16 protein-coding genes are annotated in these 16,004 nt (G+C 63.6%); 8 read left to right on the top strand and 8 right to left on the bottom strand.

Translation table 11 applies throughout. From position 1 onward, the window contains the following. From HGB41_RS14490 to HGB41_RS14465, 6 genes are read right to left on the bottom strand one after another with little or no spacing between them, the layout of a single operon-like run. Positions 1-1,098 carry a FemAB family XrtA/PEP-CTERM system-associated protein gene (locus tag HGB41_RS14490; protein WP_171085559.1) on the bottom strand — a complete coding sequence of 366 codons (1,098 nt, stop codon included), beginning with the start codon at positions 1,096-1,098 and terminating at the stop codon, positions 1-3. 20 nt (positions 1,099-1,118) lie between these two features. After that, positions 1,119-2,003: an XrtA system polysaccharide deacetylase gene (locus tag HGB41_RS14485; protein WP_171085557.1), complete on the bottom strand. Its 885-nt coding sequence runs from the start codon at positions 2,001-2,003 to the stop codon at positions 1,119-1,121. Further along, positions 2,000-3,040: an XrtA/PEP-CTERM system-associated ATPase gene (locus HGB41_RS14480; RefSeq protein ID WP_171085555.1), complete on the bottom strand. Its 1,041-nt coding sequence runs from the start codon at positions 3,038-3,040 to the stop codon at positions 2,000-2,002. The genes HGB41_RS14485 and HGB41_RS14480 overlap by 4 nt, the downstream gene beginning before the upstream one ends. A 14-nt stretch (positions 3,041-3,054) precedes the next feature. Continuing rightward, positions 3,055-4,644 carry a TIGR03016 family PEP-CTERM system-associated outer membrane protein gene (locus tag HGB41_RS14475; RefSeq protein WP_229423026.1) on the bottom strand — a complete coding sequence of 530 codons (1,590 nt, stop codon included), beginning with the start codon at positions 4,642-4,644 and terminating at the stop codon, positions 3,055-3,057. Then, complete coding sequence (locus HGB41_RS14470) at positions 4,625-5,605, bottom strand: XrtA-associated tyrosine autokinase (RefSeq protein WP_171085552.1); 981 nt, start codon at positions 5,603-5,605, stop codon at positions 4,625-4,627. The genes HGB41_RS14475 and HGB41_RS14470 overlap by 20 nt, the downstream gene beginning before the upstream one ends. A gap of 19 nt (positions 5,606-5,624) precedes the next feature. Further along, positions 5,625-7,154: an XrtA system polysaccharide chain length determinant gene (locus tag HGB41_RS14465; protein WP_171085550.1), complete on the bottom strand. Its 1,530-nt coding sequence runs from the start codon at positions 7,152-7,154 to the stop codon at positions 5,625-5,627. A gap of 382 nt (positions 7,155-7,536) precedes the next feature. Here HGB41_RS14465 and HGB41_RS14460 point away from each other — a divergent pair, with 382 nt between their 5' ends. The 7 genes from HGB41_RS14460 to HGB41_RS14430 all read left to right on the top strand — a co-directional run bounded on the left by HGB41_RS14460 (position 7,537) and on the right by HGB41_RS14430 (position 13,092). Then, positions 7,537-8,352, top strand: coding sequence for a S1 family peptidase (locus HGB41_RS14460; protein ID WP_171085548.1), 816 nt, complete (start codon positions 7,537-7,539; stop codon positions 8,350-8,352). Positions 8,353-8,492: 140 nt separating this feature from the next. Further along, positions 8,493-9,104, top strand: coding sequence for an XrtA/PEP-CTERM system exopolysaccharide export protein (locus HGB41_RS14455; RefSeq protein ID WP_171085715.1), 612 nt, complete (start codon positions 8,493-8,495; stop codon positions 9,102-9,104). A 182-nt stretch (positions 9,105-9,286) separates the two neighbouring features. Further along, positions 9,287-9,847 (top strand): hypothetical protein, encoded by a 561-nt coding sequence (locus HGB41_RS14450; protein WP_171085546.1) that lies wholly within the window; start codon positions 9,287-9,289, stop codon positions 9,845-9,847. Positions 9,848-9,871: 24 nt separating this feature from the next. Next, on the top strand, positions 9,872-10,144 hold the full coding sequence (locus HGB41_RS14445) for an HPr-rel-A system PqqD family peptide chaperone (protein ID WP_171085544.1): 273 nt from the start codon (positions 9,872-9,874) through the stop codon (positions 10,142-10,144). Then, positions 10,138-11,091: an HprK-related kinase A gene (locus HGB41_RS14440; protein ID WP_171085542.1), complete on the top strand. Its 954-nt coding sequence runs from the start codon at positions 10,138-10,140 to the stop codon at positions 11,089-11,091. Before HGB41_RS14445 ends, HGB41_RS14440 begins: the two co-directional genes overlap by 7 nt. Continuing rightward, positions 11,088-12,221: a nucleotidyltransferase domain-containing protein gene (locus HGB41_RS14435; protein WP_171085540.1), complete on the top strand. Its 1,134-nt coding sequence runs from the start codon at positions 11,088-11,090 to the stop codon at positions 12,219-12,221. The genes HGB41_RS14440 and HGB41_RS14435 overlap by 4 nt, the downstream gene beginning before the upstream one ends. A gap of 133 nt (positions 12,222-12,354) precedes the next feature. Beyond that, positions 12,355-13,092 (top strand): GAF domain-containing protein, encoded by a 738-nt coding sequence (locus HGB41_RS14430; RefSeq protein ID WP_171085538.1) that lies wholly within the window; start codon positions 12,355-12,357, stop codon positions 13,090-13,092. 103 nt (positions 13,093-13,195) lie between these two features. Here HGB41_RS14430 and HGB41_RS23550 read toward each other — a convergent pair whose 3' ends face one another. After that, the gene (locus HGB41_RS23550) at positions 13,196-14,074 is read right to left on the bottom strand and encodes a PEP-CTERM sorting domain-containing protein (protein ID WP_229423025.1); all 879 of its coding nucleotides are present in this window, start codon (positions 14,072-14,074) and stop codon (positions 13,196-13,198) included. A gap of 247 nt (positions 14,075-14,321) precedes the next feature. On the opposite strand from HGB41_RS23550, the gene HGB41_RS14420 reads away from it, so the two are divergent. Next, a complete protein-coding gene (locus HGB41_RS14420; RefSeq protein WP_171085536.1) occupies positions 14,322-15,146 on the top strand; it encodes a HesA/MoeB/ThiF family protein in 825 nt (274 codons plus the stop codon). Here the strand turns inward: HGB41_RS14420 and HGB41_RS14415 are convergent. Then, positions 15,143-15,997: a PEP-CTERM/exosortase system-associated acyltransferase gene (locus HGB41_RS14415; protein ID WP_171085534.1), complete on the bottom strand. Its 855-nt coding sequence runs from the start codon at positions 15,995-15,997 to the stop codon at positions 15,143-15,145. The two genes, HGB41_RS14420 and HGB41_RS14415, sit on opposite strands and share 4 nt — an antisense overlap. Positions 15,998-16,004 lie beyond the last annotated feature (7 nt).

Raw genomic sequence — 16,004 nt, 5'->3', positions numbered from 1 at the left:
TTATCCCAGGTTGCGCACGATGTAAGGGCCGAGGAAGTTCGCCACCGGCAGCGGCAGCTTCTTCCACATCTTGATGAACAGCTGGTACTTCGGATTCAGCGGATTATTGTCCGGCAGCGCACTCGATGCGTACAGCTTGTATTCATACGGCAGGGGTTCTGCGGTGAAGCCCCAGTTCTTCTTGAAATCATAGGCGCCGGTGCCCAGCTTGCTGCGGCCGTAGTCGAAGATGCGGCAACCGCGGGCAGCGGCAGCCTGCATCAGGTTCCAGTACATGAAGTCGTTGCCGGCCACTTCGCGCGCCAGGTCCATGCCGCCGCCGTAGTAGGGCACCACTTCGTCGCGCCAGTAGAAGGACAGCACCGAAGCCACCAGGCGGTCGTCGGTGGTGTAGATGCTGCGCACTTCGCATTCGGCACCGAACACCTGCTGCAGCTTGGCGAAGTATTTTTTCGGGAACACTGGGGTGCCCAGGCGCAGCACGCTGTTGGCATAGGCCTCGAACATGCGGTCGACGTTATCCTCGATTACGCCCTTCAGGCCCAGCTTGATCCCCTTGCGCACCATGGCGCGCTGCTTGCGCGGGATGGCGTTCAGGTTGGCCTCGTCGTCGCTCGAGATCTCCTTGCGGAAGGTGACGTAGAGTTCCTTGGTATGCCAGCTGTCGTCGCCCGGGTGGGCGCGCTGCATGCCGCGGTATTCCAGGTGGCCGACGCCGAGCTCGCGCGCCAGCTTGTCGGCCGCTTCGTCGAGCAGGCGGCGCGCACCCTCGTCGAGCGCGGCCACGCCGCCATACACGCAGAAGGGCATCGCGCCGAGCGAGTGGCCGAACAGGCGGCTCTTGATCTCGGCCAGCGGCAGCACACCCTGGATCTGGCCGTCCTGCTGGACGTAGTAGAACCAGGTCTTGATGCCGAACGATTCCTCGATCACCTTCTGCCAGCCCGACAGGTGAAAGAAGGTGGCGTCAGGGCAGGCGCGCACGAAAGCGTCCCAGCGGGCATAGTCCTGCGGCTGCAGCAGGTGCAGGGTTTGCGGTCCGGCTGCAAGCAGCGGGGCGGCGCGTTTGGCCTGGGCGGCTTCGATGATCGAGTTCATGGTGCGGTGTGCCTAATTCTTTATTTCTTGTCCAGGAAGATGCGGTCCATGCGGTCCCACGCGAAATCGCGCGCCAGCCGTTCGAGGCGGCCTTCCATGCGTTCGATGTTGACGTAGTGGCGGAAGCGCGACTTGGCATCCAGGCCTTCAGGGCGCGGCTGGCCGGGGTCGAGTTCCCACGGGTGGAAGTAGAACAGCGCAGGCTGGCCGTCTTCGCGATTCACCTTCTGCATCATCCAGCGCGAGAGCGCGTAGGGCAGCAGGCGGAAATAGCCGCCGCCGCCGGCCGGCAGGTTGCGGCCGAACATGTTGACCGTGGTGACCGGCACTTCCAGCAGGCCGTCCGGCCCGTGCGGATAAAAAGCGAAGCGCGGCGCGTCGGGCATGCCGTAGTGGTCGTGCGCGATCGGGTAGATGCTCGAGCTGTAGCGGTAGCCGGCGTCGTGCAGCGCTTCCAGCGCCCACAGGTTGGCGTGGCCGATCGAGAAGCTCGGCGCGCGGTAACCCAGCACGGCTTGGCCGCCGATGTCTTCCAGCAGCGCCTTGGCCGAGCGGATATCGTTGCTGAATTCGGCCTGGGTCTGGTCGGATGCGCGCAGGTGGCCGTAGCCGTGGCTGGCCAGTTCGTGGCCGGCGGCGACGATCTGCTTCACCATCTGGGGATAACGCTCGGCGATCCAGCCGAGGGTGAAGAAGGTCGCTTTCACGCCGTGGCGCTCGTACAGCGCCAGGATGCGTTCGATGTTGGCTTCGACCCGGCATTCGCGCGCAGGCCAGCTGGCGCGGTCGATGTAGGGCGCGAAGGCCGACACCTGGAAGTAATCCTCGACGTCGCAGGTCATGGCGTTCTTGATGCGCTGGCCCGGCACGGGGGCAAGGCGGGCGACCGGTTCGTAGGGTTTCATTCCTGGTTGTCCATGTGCTGGGTCGCCGCGCCCTGGGGCGTAGCAACGATTTTCTTCAGGATCGACAGTACCGAGACGATCGATTTTTCGAGCCGCATCATGCGTTCATCGAGCAGTTCCACGCTGGCGCGGCGTTCTCCGCCACGGGTGTCCATGGTGCGCAGCTCGTGCTGCGCCATCGCAGCCGATCCGGCAGGGTCGTCGATGCCGGCGCCCTCGGGCAGCTCGAATTCTTCCGAGATGTCGCGCACCACTTCGCTGATGTCCGCTTCGGTGAACGCGTGCATCTCTTCCAGGTAGCCCATCAGCAGCACGCGGTCCATCAGCGTATTGGTCTTGCGCGGGATGCCGCCGCTGTAGGCGAAGATCGCCGCATGGGCGCCCTCGTCAAAGGCGGGGTCGCCCTGCCAGCCGACCGTGGCCAGGCGGTGCTCGATGTAGGCGCGGGTTTCCTGCGCATCCATCGGTCCCAGGTGGTAGCTGGCGATCACGCGCTGGCGCAGTTGCTGCATGCCGGGGCTGTGCAGGGTGGTGCGGAATTCCGGCTGGCCGAGCAGGAAGGTCTGCAGCAGCGAGCGGTCGTCGGTCTGGAAGTTCGACAGCATGCGCAGTTCTTCGACCGTGCGCGCGTTCAGGTTCTGGGCCTCGTCGATCAGGAGCAGGGCGCGCTTGCCCTGGCGGTCGACGCTGCGCAGGAACTGCTCGAGGCGGTTGAGCAGCTCGGCCTTGCTGGCGCCTTCGTACGGCAAGCCGAAGCTGGAGACCACCATGCGCAGCGTGTCTTCCGGATCGAGGCTGGTGTTGACGATGTGGGCGGCGACGATCTGGTCGAGCGGGATCTTGTTGAGCAGGTTGCGCACCAGCGTGGTCTTGCCCGCACCGACTTCGCCGGTGATGACGATGAAGCCCTCGCCCTGCGACATGCCGTACTCGAGGTAGGCCATGGCGCGCTTGTGACCCTTGCTGCCGAAGAAGAAGTGGGGGTCCGGGCGCAGCTGGAATGGCTTGGCGGACAGTCCGTAGTAGGTTTCGTACATCGCTTGCTGGCTCCTTAAAGCTGGAAGGTCAGGCTGGCGGACACCGCGTTTTCGCGGTAGTTGCCGGCCGTCGGACCCAGGCCGCCGCGCATGTTGCGCAGTTCGACCGCGCCGCGCAGGTTGTTGCCGAGCTGGCGGGTCAGGCCGGCGCGCAATTCGCGGTTGGACGATTCATAGCCGGTGGTTTGCGACAGGCTGCGCGAGAACACCGCCGTGGCGAGCACGCTGGTGCGCGAGTTCATGCGGTAGTTGTAGGTCAGGCTGGCGCCCTTCTGGTGCACGTTGTCGTTCAAGCTGGAGAGCTGGCTGCCGAGCAGTTCGCTGTCGCTTTGCTGGTCCGACAGAGCGGTGCGTTCAGTGCGGTACAGGGTCAGCACCCCACTGCTGCGGCCCTTGGTGTAGGCGCTCGAGGCCTGCAGGCGCTTTTCGCGCAGGTAGCGGTTGCTCAGGTAGTTGACACTGTCGGCCAGGCTCGGCGGCAGGCCCGTCTGCTGGATATAGTTGGCCACAGCCTGCTGGCGCAGCAGCGGGTCGCTGATCGTCGCCGAGAACAGGCGGTCGAGCAGGGCCGCGGTATCGATCGTCGACGGCAGCAAAAATTGCTGGCGGCTGTTGGTAATCACGTCGTCGTAGGAAATGTTCCAGACGGTATGGCGGCTGCGGTGCAGGGCGAACAGCTTGCCGGTCTGGCCGTAGAAGTGGCGGCCGATCTCGGCACTCAGGCGGCTACGCTGCGAAGGCGTCCAGTCAATCCCGGCCGCCCAGTTGCGTCCTTCGGTGCGGCCCCCCAGGGCCTGGTAGTCGTAACGGTCATAGCCGGCGTTGGCGGTCAGCCAGAAGCGCTTGTTGAGGGCGTAGCGCAGGTTACCGCTGGCGCTTTCGCTCGACGAGTCGCCGCCGATCGCGCTGGTGAGGTCCTGGCGCGTGTAGGTCAGGCCCCAGCCGAGGGCGTCGAAGGATTTGCCGCTGGTGAGGCTGGCAAGGACGCTGTCGCCCACGCTGTTGCCGAAGCTGTTGATATCCGAGTTGACCGAATCGCGCGCATAGCGCACCGACACCAGCGCGGTGTTGCCGAGGCGCTGGGTGAGGTAAGGGCTGACGCGCCAGGTCTTGACCTGGGCGCGGTTGCCCAGCGCGTACAGGCTGGAATTCGATTGCTGGCCGAAGGCCGAGATGCTCTGCGGAGACGACGAGGCGCTGGCCTCGACGAACAGCAGGTCCTCGACGAGTTCGCCGCGGCCGTTGAGGCCATAGTCATAAACGCGGTCGGCAGTGCCCGGCACCTTGCCGTTGCTGTAGGCATATTGGCGGGCCTGGCCGGAGGCCGCGACCTCGAAACGTCGGCCTTTGCCGAACAGCACCAGAGCCGGGGTGATCTCGGTGACGAATTGCGAATGCGCGCGTGAGTCGTCCGTCCGGCTGACATTGTCGGTGAAGGTGCCGCTCACGCCGATGATCGGCTGGACGCGCCAGTCGGCCCGGCATTCGCCGGCCAGCAGCATGGCTGCGGCGGCAAGGGGCGCCAGGCGCAGGGCCAGGCGTGGCGCAGATTGCGCCAGGGCGGCAGGTGGCCGTCCCGCCAGCTTACCCATAGTGATAGTCATACGTCTCTTCAATGCCAGGAATATCCCTGGTCTTGTTATAGATGAGGTTGACGTTGGGGCAGCCTTCCAGCTGGTGCAGCGCTTCCTTGACCGCGTGCTGGGTCGTGGTCTGGCTTTCGACGACGACCACGATCTGGCCCATGTGAGAGGCCAGTGCGCGCGCTTCGCTGGTCAACAGCAGCGGCGGCGAATCGAAGATGACGATCCGGTCCGGATAGCGGTTGGCGATTTCGTGCACCAGCGAGGTCATGGTCGAGCTGGCCAGCAACTCGGTCGCGCGCGGCGTGCTGGTGCCGGCGGCCAGGATGCTCAGCGTGTCGACGTTGGTACGCAACAGCACGTCGGACATGTCGAGCTTGTCGTCGATCAGCAGGTCCATCAGGCCGCGTTCGGCGGGCAGGCCGAGCGTGCGCAGCACCGACGGGCGCGCAACGTCGGCATCGACCAGCAATACGGTGTGGTCGAGTTCCATCGCGATGCTCATCGCCAGGTTGATCGCGCAATAGGTCTTGCCTTCACCTGGCAGCGAGCTGGTCAGCATGATCAGGTTGCCCGGGTTGTCGCCGGCGGTGCGCTCGGCGAATGCGCGCTTGAGCAGCGGGCGCTTGATGAGGCGGAAGTCTTCCAGCAGGCTGGTGCGTCCGCCGGCGGCGGTGACCATGCCGGTGGCGCGCATCTTGGCCAGGTCGAGGTCAACCTTGCGGGTGCTGCCGCGCACGGCCGAACCGGGCGCCGCGGCGTGCTCGTCGTCGGGCGCCGGCAATGCCGGTGCTGCTGCGGTAACGGGGGCGACTGCCGGCGCGACCATGCCTGGCGCTGCCAGTGTTTCAACGGTGTCGCTGCCGGCCTGCGGCACGGGTGCGATGACCGGCGCCGCTGCCTGTGGCGGCACGGGCGCCGGTACGTTGGCCTGGCCGCGGTCCAGGTCGATGCGGCGGGCCGCTTTTTCGATAATGCTCACAGCTGCTCCTTGGATTCGGTTACAGGCCGTTCGGACGGACCAGGATGGCCGTCACGCCCGCGCCATAGAGGGCCAGCAGCAGCAGGATGGCCGCGCCCAGCGCCAACAGGCGGCGCTTGCGGCGGACGGTCTGCTCGCCGGTCCAGTTCATGCTGATCGAGCCCAGGATCGGCAGGCCAGTGGCATCGCGCAGGGCGGCCTGGCTCAGGAAGGTCGGGCGCAACTGGCTCATCAGGAAGGCAGCGGCCAGGCCGGCGCCGAGCGCGGCGGCGAACACCAGCGAGAACAGGCGCAGGCGGTTCGGGCCGGATGGCAGCAGCGGCGCGGTCGGCGGGTCGATCACGCGGAAGGTCAGCATGTCGGTGACCGAGGACAGGTCGCCGGACAGCTTGGCCGATTCGCGGCGCTCCACCAGCTTCTGGTAATTGTCGCGGTTGACTTCATAGTCGCGGTTCAGCTGGGCCAGCTGGGCCTCGATCTCGGGCGCCAGGGTGCTCTGGGTGCGCAGCTGCGCGACGCGCGAGCTGTATTCGTTGACGCGGGCCTGCAGCGAAGCCACGCGCGCTTCCGCTTCCGACAGCGACACATTGAGCTGCTGGAACATCGGGCTGTAGCCGGCGCCCGGGTCGGCGCTGCGCTTGGTGTTCTTCGCCTCGTCGCGCTTGCGGGCAAGCAGCTGCTCGAGCAGGCGGGAATTGGCGACGATGTCGGGGTGGGCTTCGGTGTACTGCGTGCGCAGGACGTCGAGCGCCTTGGTGGTGGCGGTGATGCGTTCGTCGAGTTCGGGATTGTTGATGACCGGTGCGGAGGTCTCGCCCGGCTTCGATTCGCCCGAAATCTGGCGGCGGATCGCGTTGCGCGCCTGCACCGCCTCGGACAGTTCCAGACGCGCTGAGTTCAGTGCGTCGCTCGTGGACAGCATGCGCGAACCGAAATCGGCGCCTTCCGACGGCAGCATGCCAACGTGGCGGATCTTGAATTCCTTCAGGCTGTTTTCGGCGGCCGACAGCTTCTGTTCGTAGTTGCGGATCTGGTCGTCGATGAACTGGACGGCCTTGTCCGAATCCTGCTTCTTGCCGGCGCCGCCTTCGACGAAGATCGTCAGCAGGGCCTGCACGACGTCCTTGCCCAGCTTGGGATCGGGCGCGGTATAGCTGATGGTATAGATGTCGTCGCGCTCGGTGCCGCCGATCTTGATCTGCGACATCAGCTCGTCGACAATCTCGTCGTGCTCCTTGGTCGTCGTGGCCTTGACGTCGAGGTCGACCATGCGCATGACGCGTTCGACGTTCGGACGGCTGATCAGGGTGCCGCGCATGAACATCACCTGCTGCTCGATGTTCGGCAGCGTAGTCATGCCCGACAGCAGCGGCTTGAGGATACTCTGGGTATCCACATAGACGCGCGCCGAGGTTTCATACTGGTTCGGCAGCTTGAGCACCACGGCCCAGCCGACAACGGCGACGGCCCAGGTGATGAAAACTGCATGCCAACGGTACTTTCCAATTGCCTTGAGGAAAGTAAGAATTGAGGCTGTGATTTCTGCCATGTCGTGGATCTCGCCATAATGGCCTGCGTGAAAAAACGCAAGCCCATCAATCAATAAATAGTGTGCATGATCGCTTGTTGACTGAGCAATTGCAATTGCAGGTCGGAAAAATAAGCGCCTTGTGTCACAAAAATGGTGTTCATGCAACGGCAATTCCCAAGGACAACACCAAAACCTTGGGTTCAGAGCACTTTAGCAGCAGGTTATTACCGTTTTGCAACGATTAACCGAAGAAAATGTTCTTTGAAGTCAACATCACCTCCACGGTTTTCGACTTCCTCGGATATCTTGTACAACGAGTATTGCTTTGAATCAAACGCTGTATTTTAATGTCGGAAATGCAAAAGAGGCCACACAATTGATTCCTAATCGAAATGGCAACATGCCGTCCAGGCGCCTGCGCCGACTTCTGCTGGGCGCGCCCTTTGTGCTGTGCACCATCGCAGCTCCCGTGGCGGCGCAAGCCCTGGCTTCGCAAGCGCCACAGGAATTGCTGCAAGGGCTGCCGCGTACGGTCGCCCGCGTCAAGCCATCGGTGGTCGGCGTCGGCACCTTGCTCAAGACACGCCAGCCTGCCATCGTCTTTACCGGTACCGGCTTCATCGTCGGCGATGGCCTGAGCGTGATCACGAATGCCCACGTCATCCCGAATACCCTCGACGTGGCGCGCATGGAAGAAATCGGGATTGTCATCGGCAACGGCGGGGAAGCCGTCAGTTTCCGTGGCGCGCGTGTCGCCGGACTCGACCGGGAGCACGACCTGGCCCACCTGCGCCTGAGCGGGACGCCTCTGGCACCGCTGGTGCTGGCCGGGGAGGGCGCGGTGGCGGAGGGCCAGGCGCTGGCATTTACCGGCTATCCGCTCGGCATGCGGCTGGGACTGCATGCGGCCACCCACCGCGCCTTGCTGGCCGCCATTGCGCCGGTGGTGCGGCCCTCGCTCACCTCGCGCCAGCTCGACCCGCGCGCCATCACCCAATTGCAGCGCCGCCCTTTCGATATCTATCACCTCGACGGGACCGCCTACCCCGGCAACAGCGGTAGCCCGCTGTACGATCCGGCCAGCGGAGCCGTCGTCGGCGTCATTAACATGGTGTTCCTCAAGGGCTTGAAGGAAAGCGCGGTGTCGGATCCGAGTGGCATTACCTACGCGATCCCCGTACGCCATGTGCATGAGCTGTTGCAAAGATCCCAATGACCGTATTTCAGTTGTGCACAAGATTGCCGAAGTGCTATGGTATAAAATAATGCTCGACAATTTTGCGAGCACGGCAGCGGCCTCGGCCAGATGGCTGCCGCCATGCCAACCAGGGGATTTTAGACGTGAGCACGAATACGATGCATGGAATGAAACGCGCAGCCCAGGCTGCAGCGCTCGGCTGCCTGTTCGCACTGGCCGGCTGCGCAAGCACCCGGCCAGCGGCTGTGGAAACGCAGGTTATCAACCCGGAATACCTGATCGGCCCGGGCGACAGCATCAATATCATTGTCTGGCGCAATCCGGAAGTGTCGATGTCGGTCCCGGTCCGCCCGGACGGCAAGATCACCACGCCACTGGTCGAAGACCTGCCGGCCGCCGGCAAGACCTCGACCCAGCTCGCGCGCGACATCGAAGCGGCGCTCGCCAAGTTCATCCAGCAGCCCGTGGTCACCGTCGTAGTGACCAACTTCGTCGGCAATTACAGCGAACAGATCCGCGTAATCGGCCAGGCCGCCAAACCACAGTCACTGCCATACCGTAAAGAAATGTCCCTAATGGACGTTCTGATTGCGGTTGGCGGCGTTACCGAATTCGCGTCGGGCAACAAGGCCAGCGTGATCCGCACGGTCGATGGCAAGCAGCAGCGCCTGAACGTGCGCCTCGATGACCTGATCAAGGATGGCGACATTTCGGCCAACATGCCGATGCGTCCAGGCGACATTCTGGTGATCCCTGAGAGCTTTTTCTGAGTTGCTGTCGAAAATTCTTACACAGCGCTAAGCTAACTGGCTAGACTGTTGGCATAAGGATGAGCATTTTCTCGTAGACGCTTGTTTTACAACGAGTTTCGCTGCAAATGCTCCGAAGGCATAATTCTTGCTTATTCGAAATGCCAGCCTTCTCGGCATAACATACTTGTGAGGATGCATCCGTGTCGACCGAAGACCAACCAGTCCAAGCCCCTACCACGCCGCAGATGAGCGAGCGCGGCGCCGCGCGTCGCCGCCTGACCAAGGCGGGGCTGGGTGCAGCCGGCGTCCTGTTGAGCCTCGAGAGCCGTGCGACCATGAAGCCGATGGTTTGCTTTTCGCCGTCGGCCGGTTATTCAGGCAAGCTGAGCAGCAACTACAACAGGAACGTGGTCTGCGGCGGCAAGTCGCCCGGCTACTGGAAAAACCACAGCGGCTGGCCTTGCTCGCGCGGCAAGGAATTCGACAGCGTTTTCACCTGCAGCGGACGCAACCAGTCGACCTACGGCAGCAAGACCATGCTGCAGATCGTCCAGGGCTGCGATTTCGACAAGTACAACCTGGGCAGGCACCTGATTGCCACCTACCTGAACGTCCTGTCCGGGCGCATCTCCTTCCTGTCGGTGAAAACCCTGACGGACATGTGGACCCAGCTCCAGAACACCGGTTTCTACAAACCGTCGGCGAACGTCTTCTGGAATGCCGAGCAGACCAAGGTCTACCTCGAGGCCACGCACGACTGATGGCCGACTGAAGTGGCATGTGAGATGTGGCGCGTCATTCCCGGCCAGTTGCTGGTCCACCGTTGCTGGGACGATGAGGCGGTGCTGTACAACGACCTCTCGGGCGCCACCCATCTGCTCGGGCCGGCAGCCTTGTGCGTGCTGGAAGCCCTGCGCGGCGGCCCGGCGCCCGACACCGCGTTGTCGGCGGCGCTGCTGGACGAATTCGAGATCGACCCCTCCCTCCTGCACGAAGAACTAGCCGGCCTGCTCGACAGCCTCGCGCGGCTGGACCTGATCGAACGCTGCGCATGCTGAACACGCAGTCCACCGTGTCCTCGCTCGCCGCGCCCGAGCTGCGCCGCCGCTGCGCCGGGACGGGACTGGTACTGCGCACCGGACCGTTCAGCTGCCGGGTCCGCACCGACATCCCCCACCTGGTCGATACGATCGCGCTGCTGTACGCGGATTATCCACTGGCGCCGGACGATGGCTTCGCCGACTTCGACGTCACGTTGCGCCGTTCGGGTGGACTGCGCCGCTGGTTCCACCCCCAGGTCGGTTTCGAGCAGGATGGCATCACGCCTTTCCTGCCACTGCCGCTGGCGCAGGCACACCCGATGTTCGAATGGGTGATGAACTGGTGCGTGTCCACCAAGGCGCATAGCTATCTCCTCATCCACGCCGCGGTGCTCGAGCGCGACGGCTGCGCGGTGATCCTTCCCGCGCCACCTGGATCGGGCAAGAGCACCCTGTGCGCGGCACTTGCCAGCCGCGGCTGGCGCCTGCTGTCGGATGAAATGACGCTGGTGCGTCCGACCGACGTAGCGCTGGTGCCGATGCCGCGCCCGGTCAGCCTCAAGAATGCGTCGATCGGCGTCATGCAGGCTTTCGCGCCGCAAGCCGTGTTCGGGCCGGCGGTGCCGGAAACGGTGAAGGGCACGATCGCCCACATGCGCCCTTCGGCCGCCAGCATCGCCGCCGCCGGCCGGGTGGCGCGCCCGACCCACATCATGTTCCCGCGCTACCAGGCCGGCGCCGCGACCAGCCTGGCCCCGATGCCCAAGGCCCGCATGTTCATGGGCGTGGCCGACAATGCCTTCAACTACCCGATCCTGGGCGCCACCGGTTTCGATACGCTGGCTCGCATGGTCGACGCCTGCGAAGGCTTCGAGTTCTGCTACAGCAGCCTGGACGAAGCGATGGCGGTGTTCGATGGTCTGGCCGGATCTACGGCCCCACTGGCGGCCTGGGATGCGGCATGAGTCGCGCTAAAACCCGCCTGCCTGTGCTGATCGAGGTGGTGCGCGACCCGGCCTGCCTGCGCACGCTCGCGCTGCGCGACTGGGACCTGCTCCTGCGCCAGGCCGCCAGTGCCGACATGACCGCGACCTTGCTCGGCATCATTGAAGGCGCCGGCCTGCTCGACGAGGTTCCTGCCGCCCCGCGCGAGCAGCTCGAATGGATGCGCGTCGTCGCCACCCGGCACCAACGCGCGGTGCGCTTCGAAGTGGCGCAGATCGCGCGTGCCCTGGACGGACTGGGGCTGCCGCTGCTGCTGCTCAAGGGTGCAGCATATGCGATGGCCGGCCTGCCGCCGGCGGCGGGCCGCATGTTCTCGGATGTCGATATCCTGGTGCCGAAGGAGCGCATCGGCGAGGTCGAAGCGGCCCTGATGCTGCATGGCTGGGCCGGCACCCACCAGGACGACTACGACCAGCGCTATTACCGCGAATGGATGCATGAACTACCGCCGATGGAGCATGTCCACCGCGGCAACGCCATCGACGTGCACCACGCGATCCTTCCGGAGACGGCAGCCGTGCGTCCCGATCCGGCGCTGTTGCGCGCGGCAGCCGTGCCGGTTCGTCCCCCCGAGACTGGTCCGGCCATCGACAAGCTGTGGATGCTGGCGCCGCACGACATGGTGCTGCACAGCGCGGTGCACCTGTTCTCGGAAGGCGAGATGAACCACGGCCTGCGCGACCTGCTCGATCTCCACCGCCTGCTGCTGCACTTCGGCGCCACGCCCGGCTTCTGGGAAGCGCTGCCGGCGCGTGCGGTCCGGCTGGAGTTGGCGCGGCCGCTGTTCTATGCCCTGCGCTATGCCGCGCGCCTGCTCGGCACGCCGGTGCCCCCGGGCGTGATGGCCGCGGCCGCGGCTGCCGGCCGCCCGCCCGCTGCGCTGCTGGCCCTGATGGACGCCTTGTTCCTGCGCGCGCTGCTGCCGTTGCATCCGAGCTGCGCCGACCGCCTTACCCCGGCCGCGCTCGCTGCGCTCTACCTGCGTGGGAACTGGCTGCGGATGCCGCCGCTGATGCTCGCGCACCACCTGTTCCACAAGGCCTTCGTATCCCCGCGCAAGGAACATGATCAGCCGCAAGCGCAGGCCTGAATACTCCCCTCCAAGCGTTTGAACTTCCGGATACATTCCCGGCAATACCGCTTGTTGCAGGGTTTGAACTAACTTATCATCAATTGCCGCGCTCAGCCGGCACAGCGTCGACCCTTTATCCGGAAGGTGATCCATGACTGACAATGCGAAGCGCCTGGTGCGCCTGCAGGATGTGCAGGCCCTGCTCGCCAGCGGCACCCTCGGCGACAACCTGCACAGCCATGCCGAGCTGGCCAAGCGCCTGGTCGGCGCGACCAGCTGCTCGGTCATGCTGCTCAACAGCGAATCCCCCGACGACTTGCGCATGCGCCTGTGCGCCAGCGCGGGCGAACTGCCGCCCGGCGCCGCCGAAGCGCAGGTTGCGAGTGGCGAAGGCATTTGCGGACAGGTGCTGGCGAACGGCCGCGCGCTGCTGGTCGAGGACATCGCCTGCTCGGAATTTGCCGGTCTGGCGCGGCGCGGGTGTGCTGCGCTGCCGGCCCTGATGTCGGCGCCAGTGCGCATCGACGGCCGTCTGGTCGGAGTGGTCAACGTCACCGGGGCGGCCTTCAGCGAGTCAGAACTGCACCTGCTCGAGGTGATGGCGCTGTTCATCGGGAAATCGGTGCAGGTGATCCAGCTGCAACACCTGTTGGCCTCGCGCTTCGCGCAAATGGCGTTGGTACGCGAAGCGCATGAACGGGGCCAGGACAGCGCCGCGCCCGGCACTGCTTACCAGAATCCGGAAGACGTCGCGCGCATCCTGGCGCGTTCCTTCTATAAAGAGATGACGCGGGCAGGCTTTGCGCCCGGCCAGATCGTCAGCGCGGCGACCGAGCTGATCGGCCAGCTCAAGGGCACGCTGCAGGAAGGCGCCCGCGGCGCCAGTTGATCGTCGCGGTTGCCGAAGCAATGAAAAAGGCCGGATCCCTTGCAAGATCCGGCCTCTTCAGCCTTCGTGCAGCAGCCGGGTTGCCCCGGCCGTGTGCAAGAAATTACTTGGCAGCTTTGCGGCGGCGCAGGCCAGCCAGACCGGCGAAGCCCAGGCCCAGCAGGGCCAGCGAACCTGGCTCAGGGACTGCACCCTGCACGTCGCCGGTTGCGTCAACGGTCCAGCCGTATTGCGCAGCCAGGGTACGTCCGAAGGTGGCCTTCAGGAACAGGTCGTGTGCGTTGCCGTTCAGGTCGAACTGACCGTTGGTGTTGAACTCGTCAGCCAGGTCGCCGGCGACCACGTCCAGGAAACCCTGGCTGTTGCCCGACAGGGTCTGGTTGTTGTAGTTCGAGAAGTAGGTGTAGTCGTTGTCGCCCGCGATCGGGCTGACGCCGAAGTTGGCCGACAGGGCCAGCGCGCCACCGGTGTTGGTGATACCGTTGTAACCCATTAGGCCCAGACGGGCGGCAGGGCCCTGCGATGCATTGTAGTCGACGGTGTTGTAGTACATGTTCAGGAAGCCACCAGTGCTGCCGATCGACGTCGTCGTGGTCCCCAGGAACGGGTCGCTCGACACGCCTACCAGGGCGTCGGTCAGGCCACCGAAGATGCCGGTCAGGTAGTTGCCTGGACCTGCGGTGAACAGTGCGGTGCCGGTGGTCAGGTTGGTGATCGACTGAACCGAGAAGATACCCCAGGTATCTTCGCTGCCGATGCGGTTTGGCGCCTTGGTGGCATCAGGAACAGCTGCGTCGCAGGCGACTACGCCATTGCACTTCAGGCCAGGGGTGTTGCCGTAGCCTACGGTGCCAGCGTCGAAAGCGTTAAAAGTGATTTTGTAGTTGCCAGCGTTCAGTTCCACTGCTGCCTGCGCCGGAGCGGTCAGACCGAAAGCCAGTGCGACACCAGCAGCGATTCCCGAAATTTTCTTCATGTTCATTTTGTTTCCTCACAAGGGGTAGTTGTACTCAACCGCGACACAGTACACTAAGCATGAGTCGTGCCAGCTTCAATAATAATCTGCAAGTACCTGATTTTAAACAGATTTAAATAAAGAGAAGGTAGTCATGGCGCAGATGGGATGTGACGCTGTAAGAATTTCCGACAGTTAACTGCCACACATAGCCATCGCGTTCTCTGGGAAATTGCACTACGATGCAAAGCTCCTTACCCATCAGGGAGTTCCCATGGCATTTCAATACGACGAATTCGTCAAGCGCAACAACGGTTATATTAGTAACGACATCCAAGGCAAGATCCGCAATGCACGAGTTCTGTTCGCCGGCTGTGGCCTGGGCAGCGGCCCCGTCATCTGCGCCGCCCGTACCGGTTTCCAGCATTTCGTGCTGATCGATGGCGATACGGTCGATGCGCACAACCTGAACCGTCAATTCTTCGATTTCGACGATGTCGGCACACCGAAGGTCGAGGCGCTCAAAAAACACATCCTCCGTATTAATCCCGAAGCGAAAGTCGAGGCGCACGTCGCCATGCTCGACAAGGCCAACGCAGCCGAGCTGGTGAGCAAGGTCGACATGATCTTCGACACCATCGATTTCGTCGACCTGGAAGCCGTGCTGGCCCTGCACGGAAACGCAGCGGCGCTGGCCAAGCCGATCTTTACGGCAATGAACATTGGATTTGGCGCCGGCGTACTGTATTTCCCGCCGGGCTCGGGTCAGTCGCTGCCGGAACTCCTGCAGAAGGATGTGGAAGCGGCCGCGGCGGAAGGAAACCTGAGTTATACCGCTGTGTTTACGCGCGTCATGTCACGCATCGGTGCGCACCTGGATCGCCAGGTCATGGAAGAAGTCGCCAAGGCGCTAACTATTATGGAAGACGGCACTGCCTGCCCGGCTTCGCAGATCGCCGTGGGAAGTTTCTCGGTAGCAGCTCTGGCGATGGCGATGATGCACGACATGCTGGCCGGGCTGGAAGTGCCGGGGGCGCCGCACATGGTCATTCATAGCTTCCGCAACCACACGACCAAGTTGGTCAATATTGCCGGCTAGTTGATATCGCTGGGGTTTCCCGGCTTACGTACCACGTGCATCCGCGATGGATGGACATGCTCGACAACCGGGGGCTTTTCGCTGAACCAGGCCGCCAGTGCCGGGTTGCTGGTCGCCAGCTTGCGGCGCAGGTCGTGCAGGTCGAGCACGTAAGGCGTCACCGAGCCGTAGTAGTTCGCTTCCGGGCCAATTGCCATGAAGCGGAAACCCATTTTCTTCAACGCATGCGCGAGCGAACGCTCCATGGCGGCATACCAGTAGCGGATGCCGCCTTCCTCGCTATACCGGAACATTTCGCGGTACATGCCGAGAAGTAACATCGGCGAAGTGTGGTCGCGCCGGTCGACGGCGGGATCGAACTCGATCGCCGGCTCTTGGCTGGACATGAATCCGGGAATGCCGAGCACGCTGTCAGCGCGGCGGCGGCGGTGGCTTTTCTTGACGACCAGGCGCGAGATCTCTGCCGCCTGCTCGCGCTCGGGCATTTCGTAATCGCTGAACACTTCGCAATGCAACTCGAAGGGGTAAGGCTTGGATGCATTTGGCTGCACCAGCCTGACGGCTCCGACCAGCTTCTCGTCCATCGTATAGGCAGCGAAATGGGTGGAAACATCATCGTAGTCGTCGAGTTCCATCCCATCCACATACTGTTCGGGATGGAGAAATGCGCATTCCAGGCAATACACCTGATGGCGCAGCCTGAAGATGTCGTTTGGAATGTTGTCGGGGTGGCAGCCCCGGTAAGCGCGGAAAATCTTGCGATTAACGTGATCAATTGTTTCCTGGTGTGCCCCGAAATCTACACGGGACAGGAAGGCGTCAGGGTCGACGCGTTGTTTTCCGTTGTCCATCTATGCT

This window comes from Telluria aromaticivorans, from assembly GCF_013003915.1.
Taxonomy (GTDB): Bacteria; Pseudomonadota; Gammaproteobacteria; order Burkholderiales; family Burkholderiaceae_D; genus Telluria; species Telluria aromaticivorans.
Note: the sequence above shows the minus strand (reverse complement) of the source record. Positions and strands in the feature narration are given on the sequence as shown.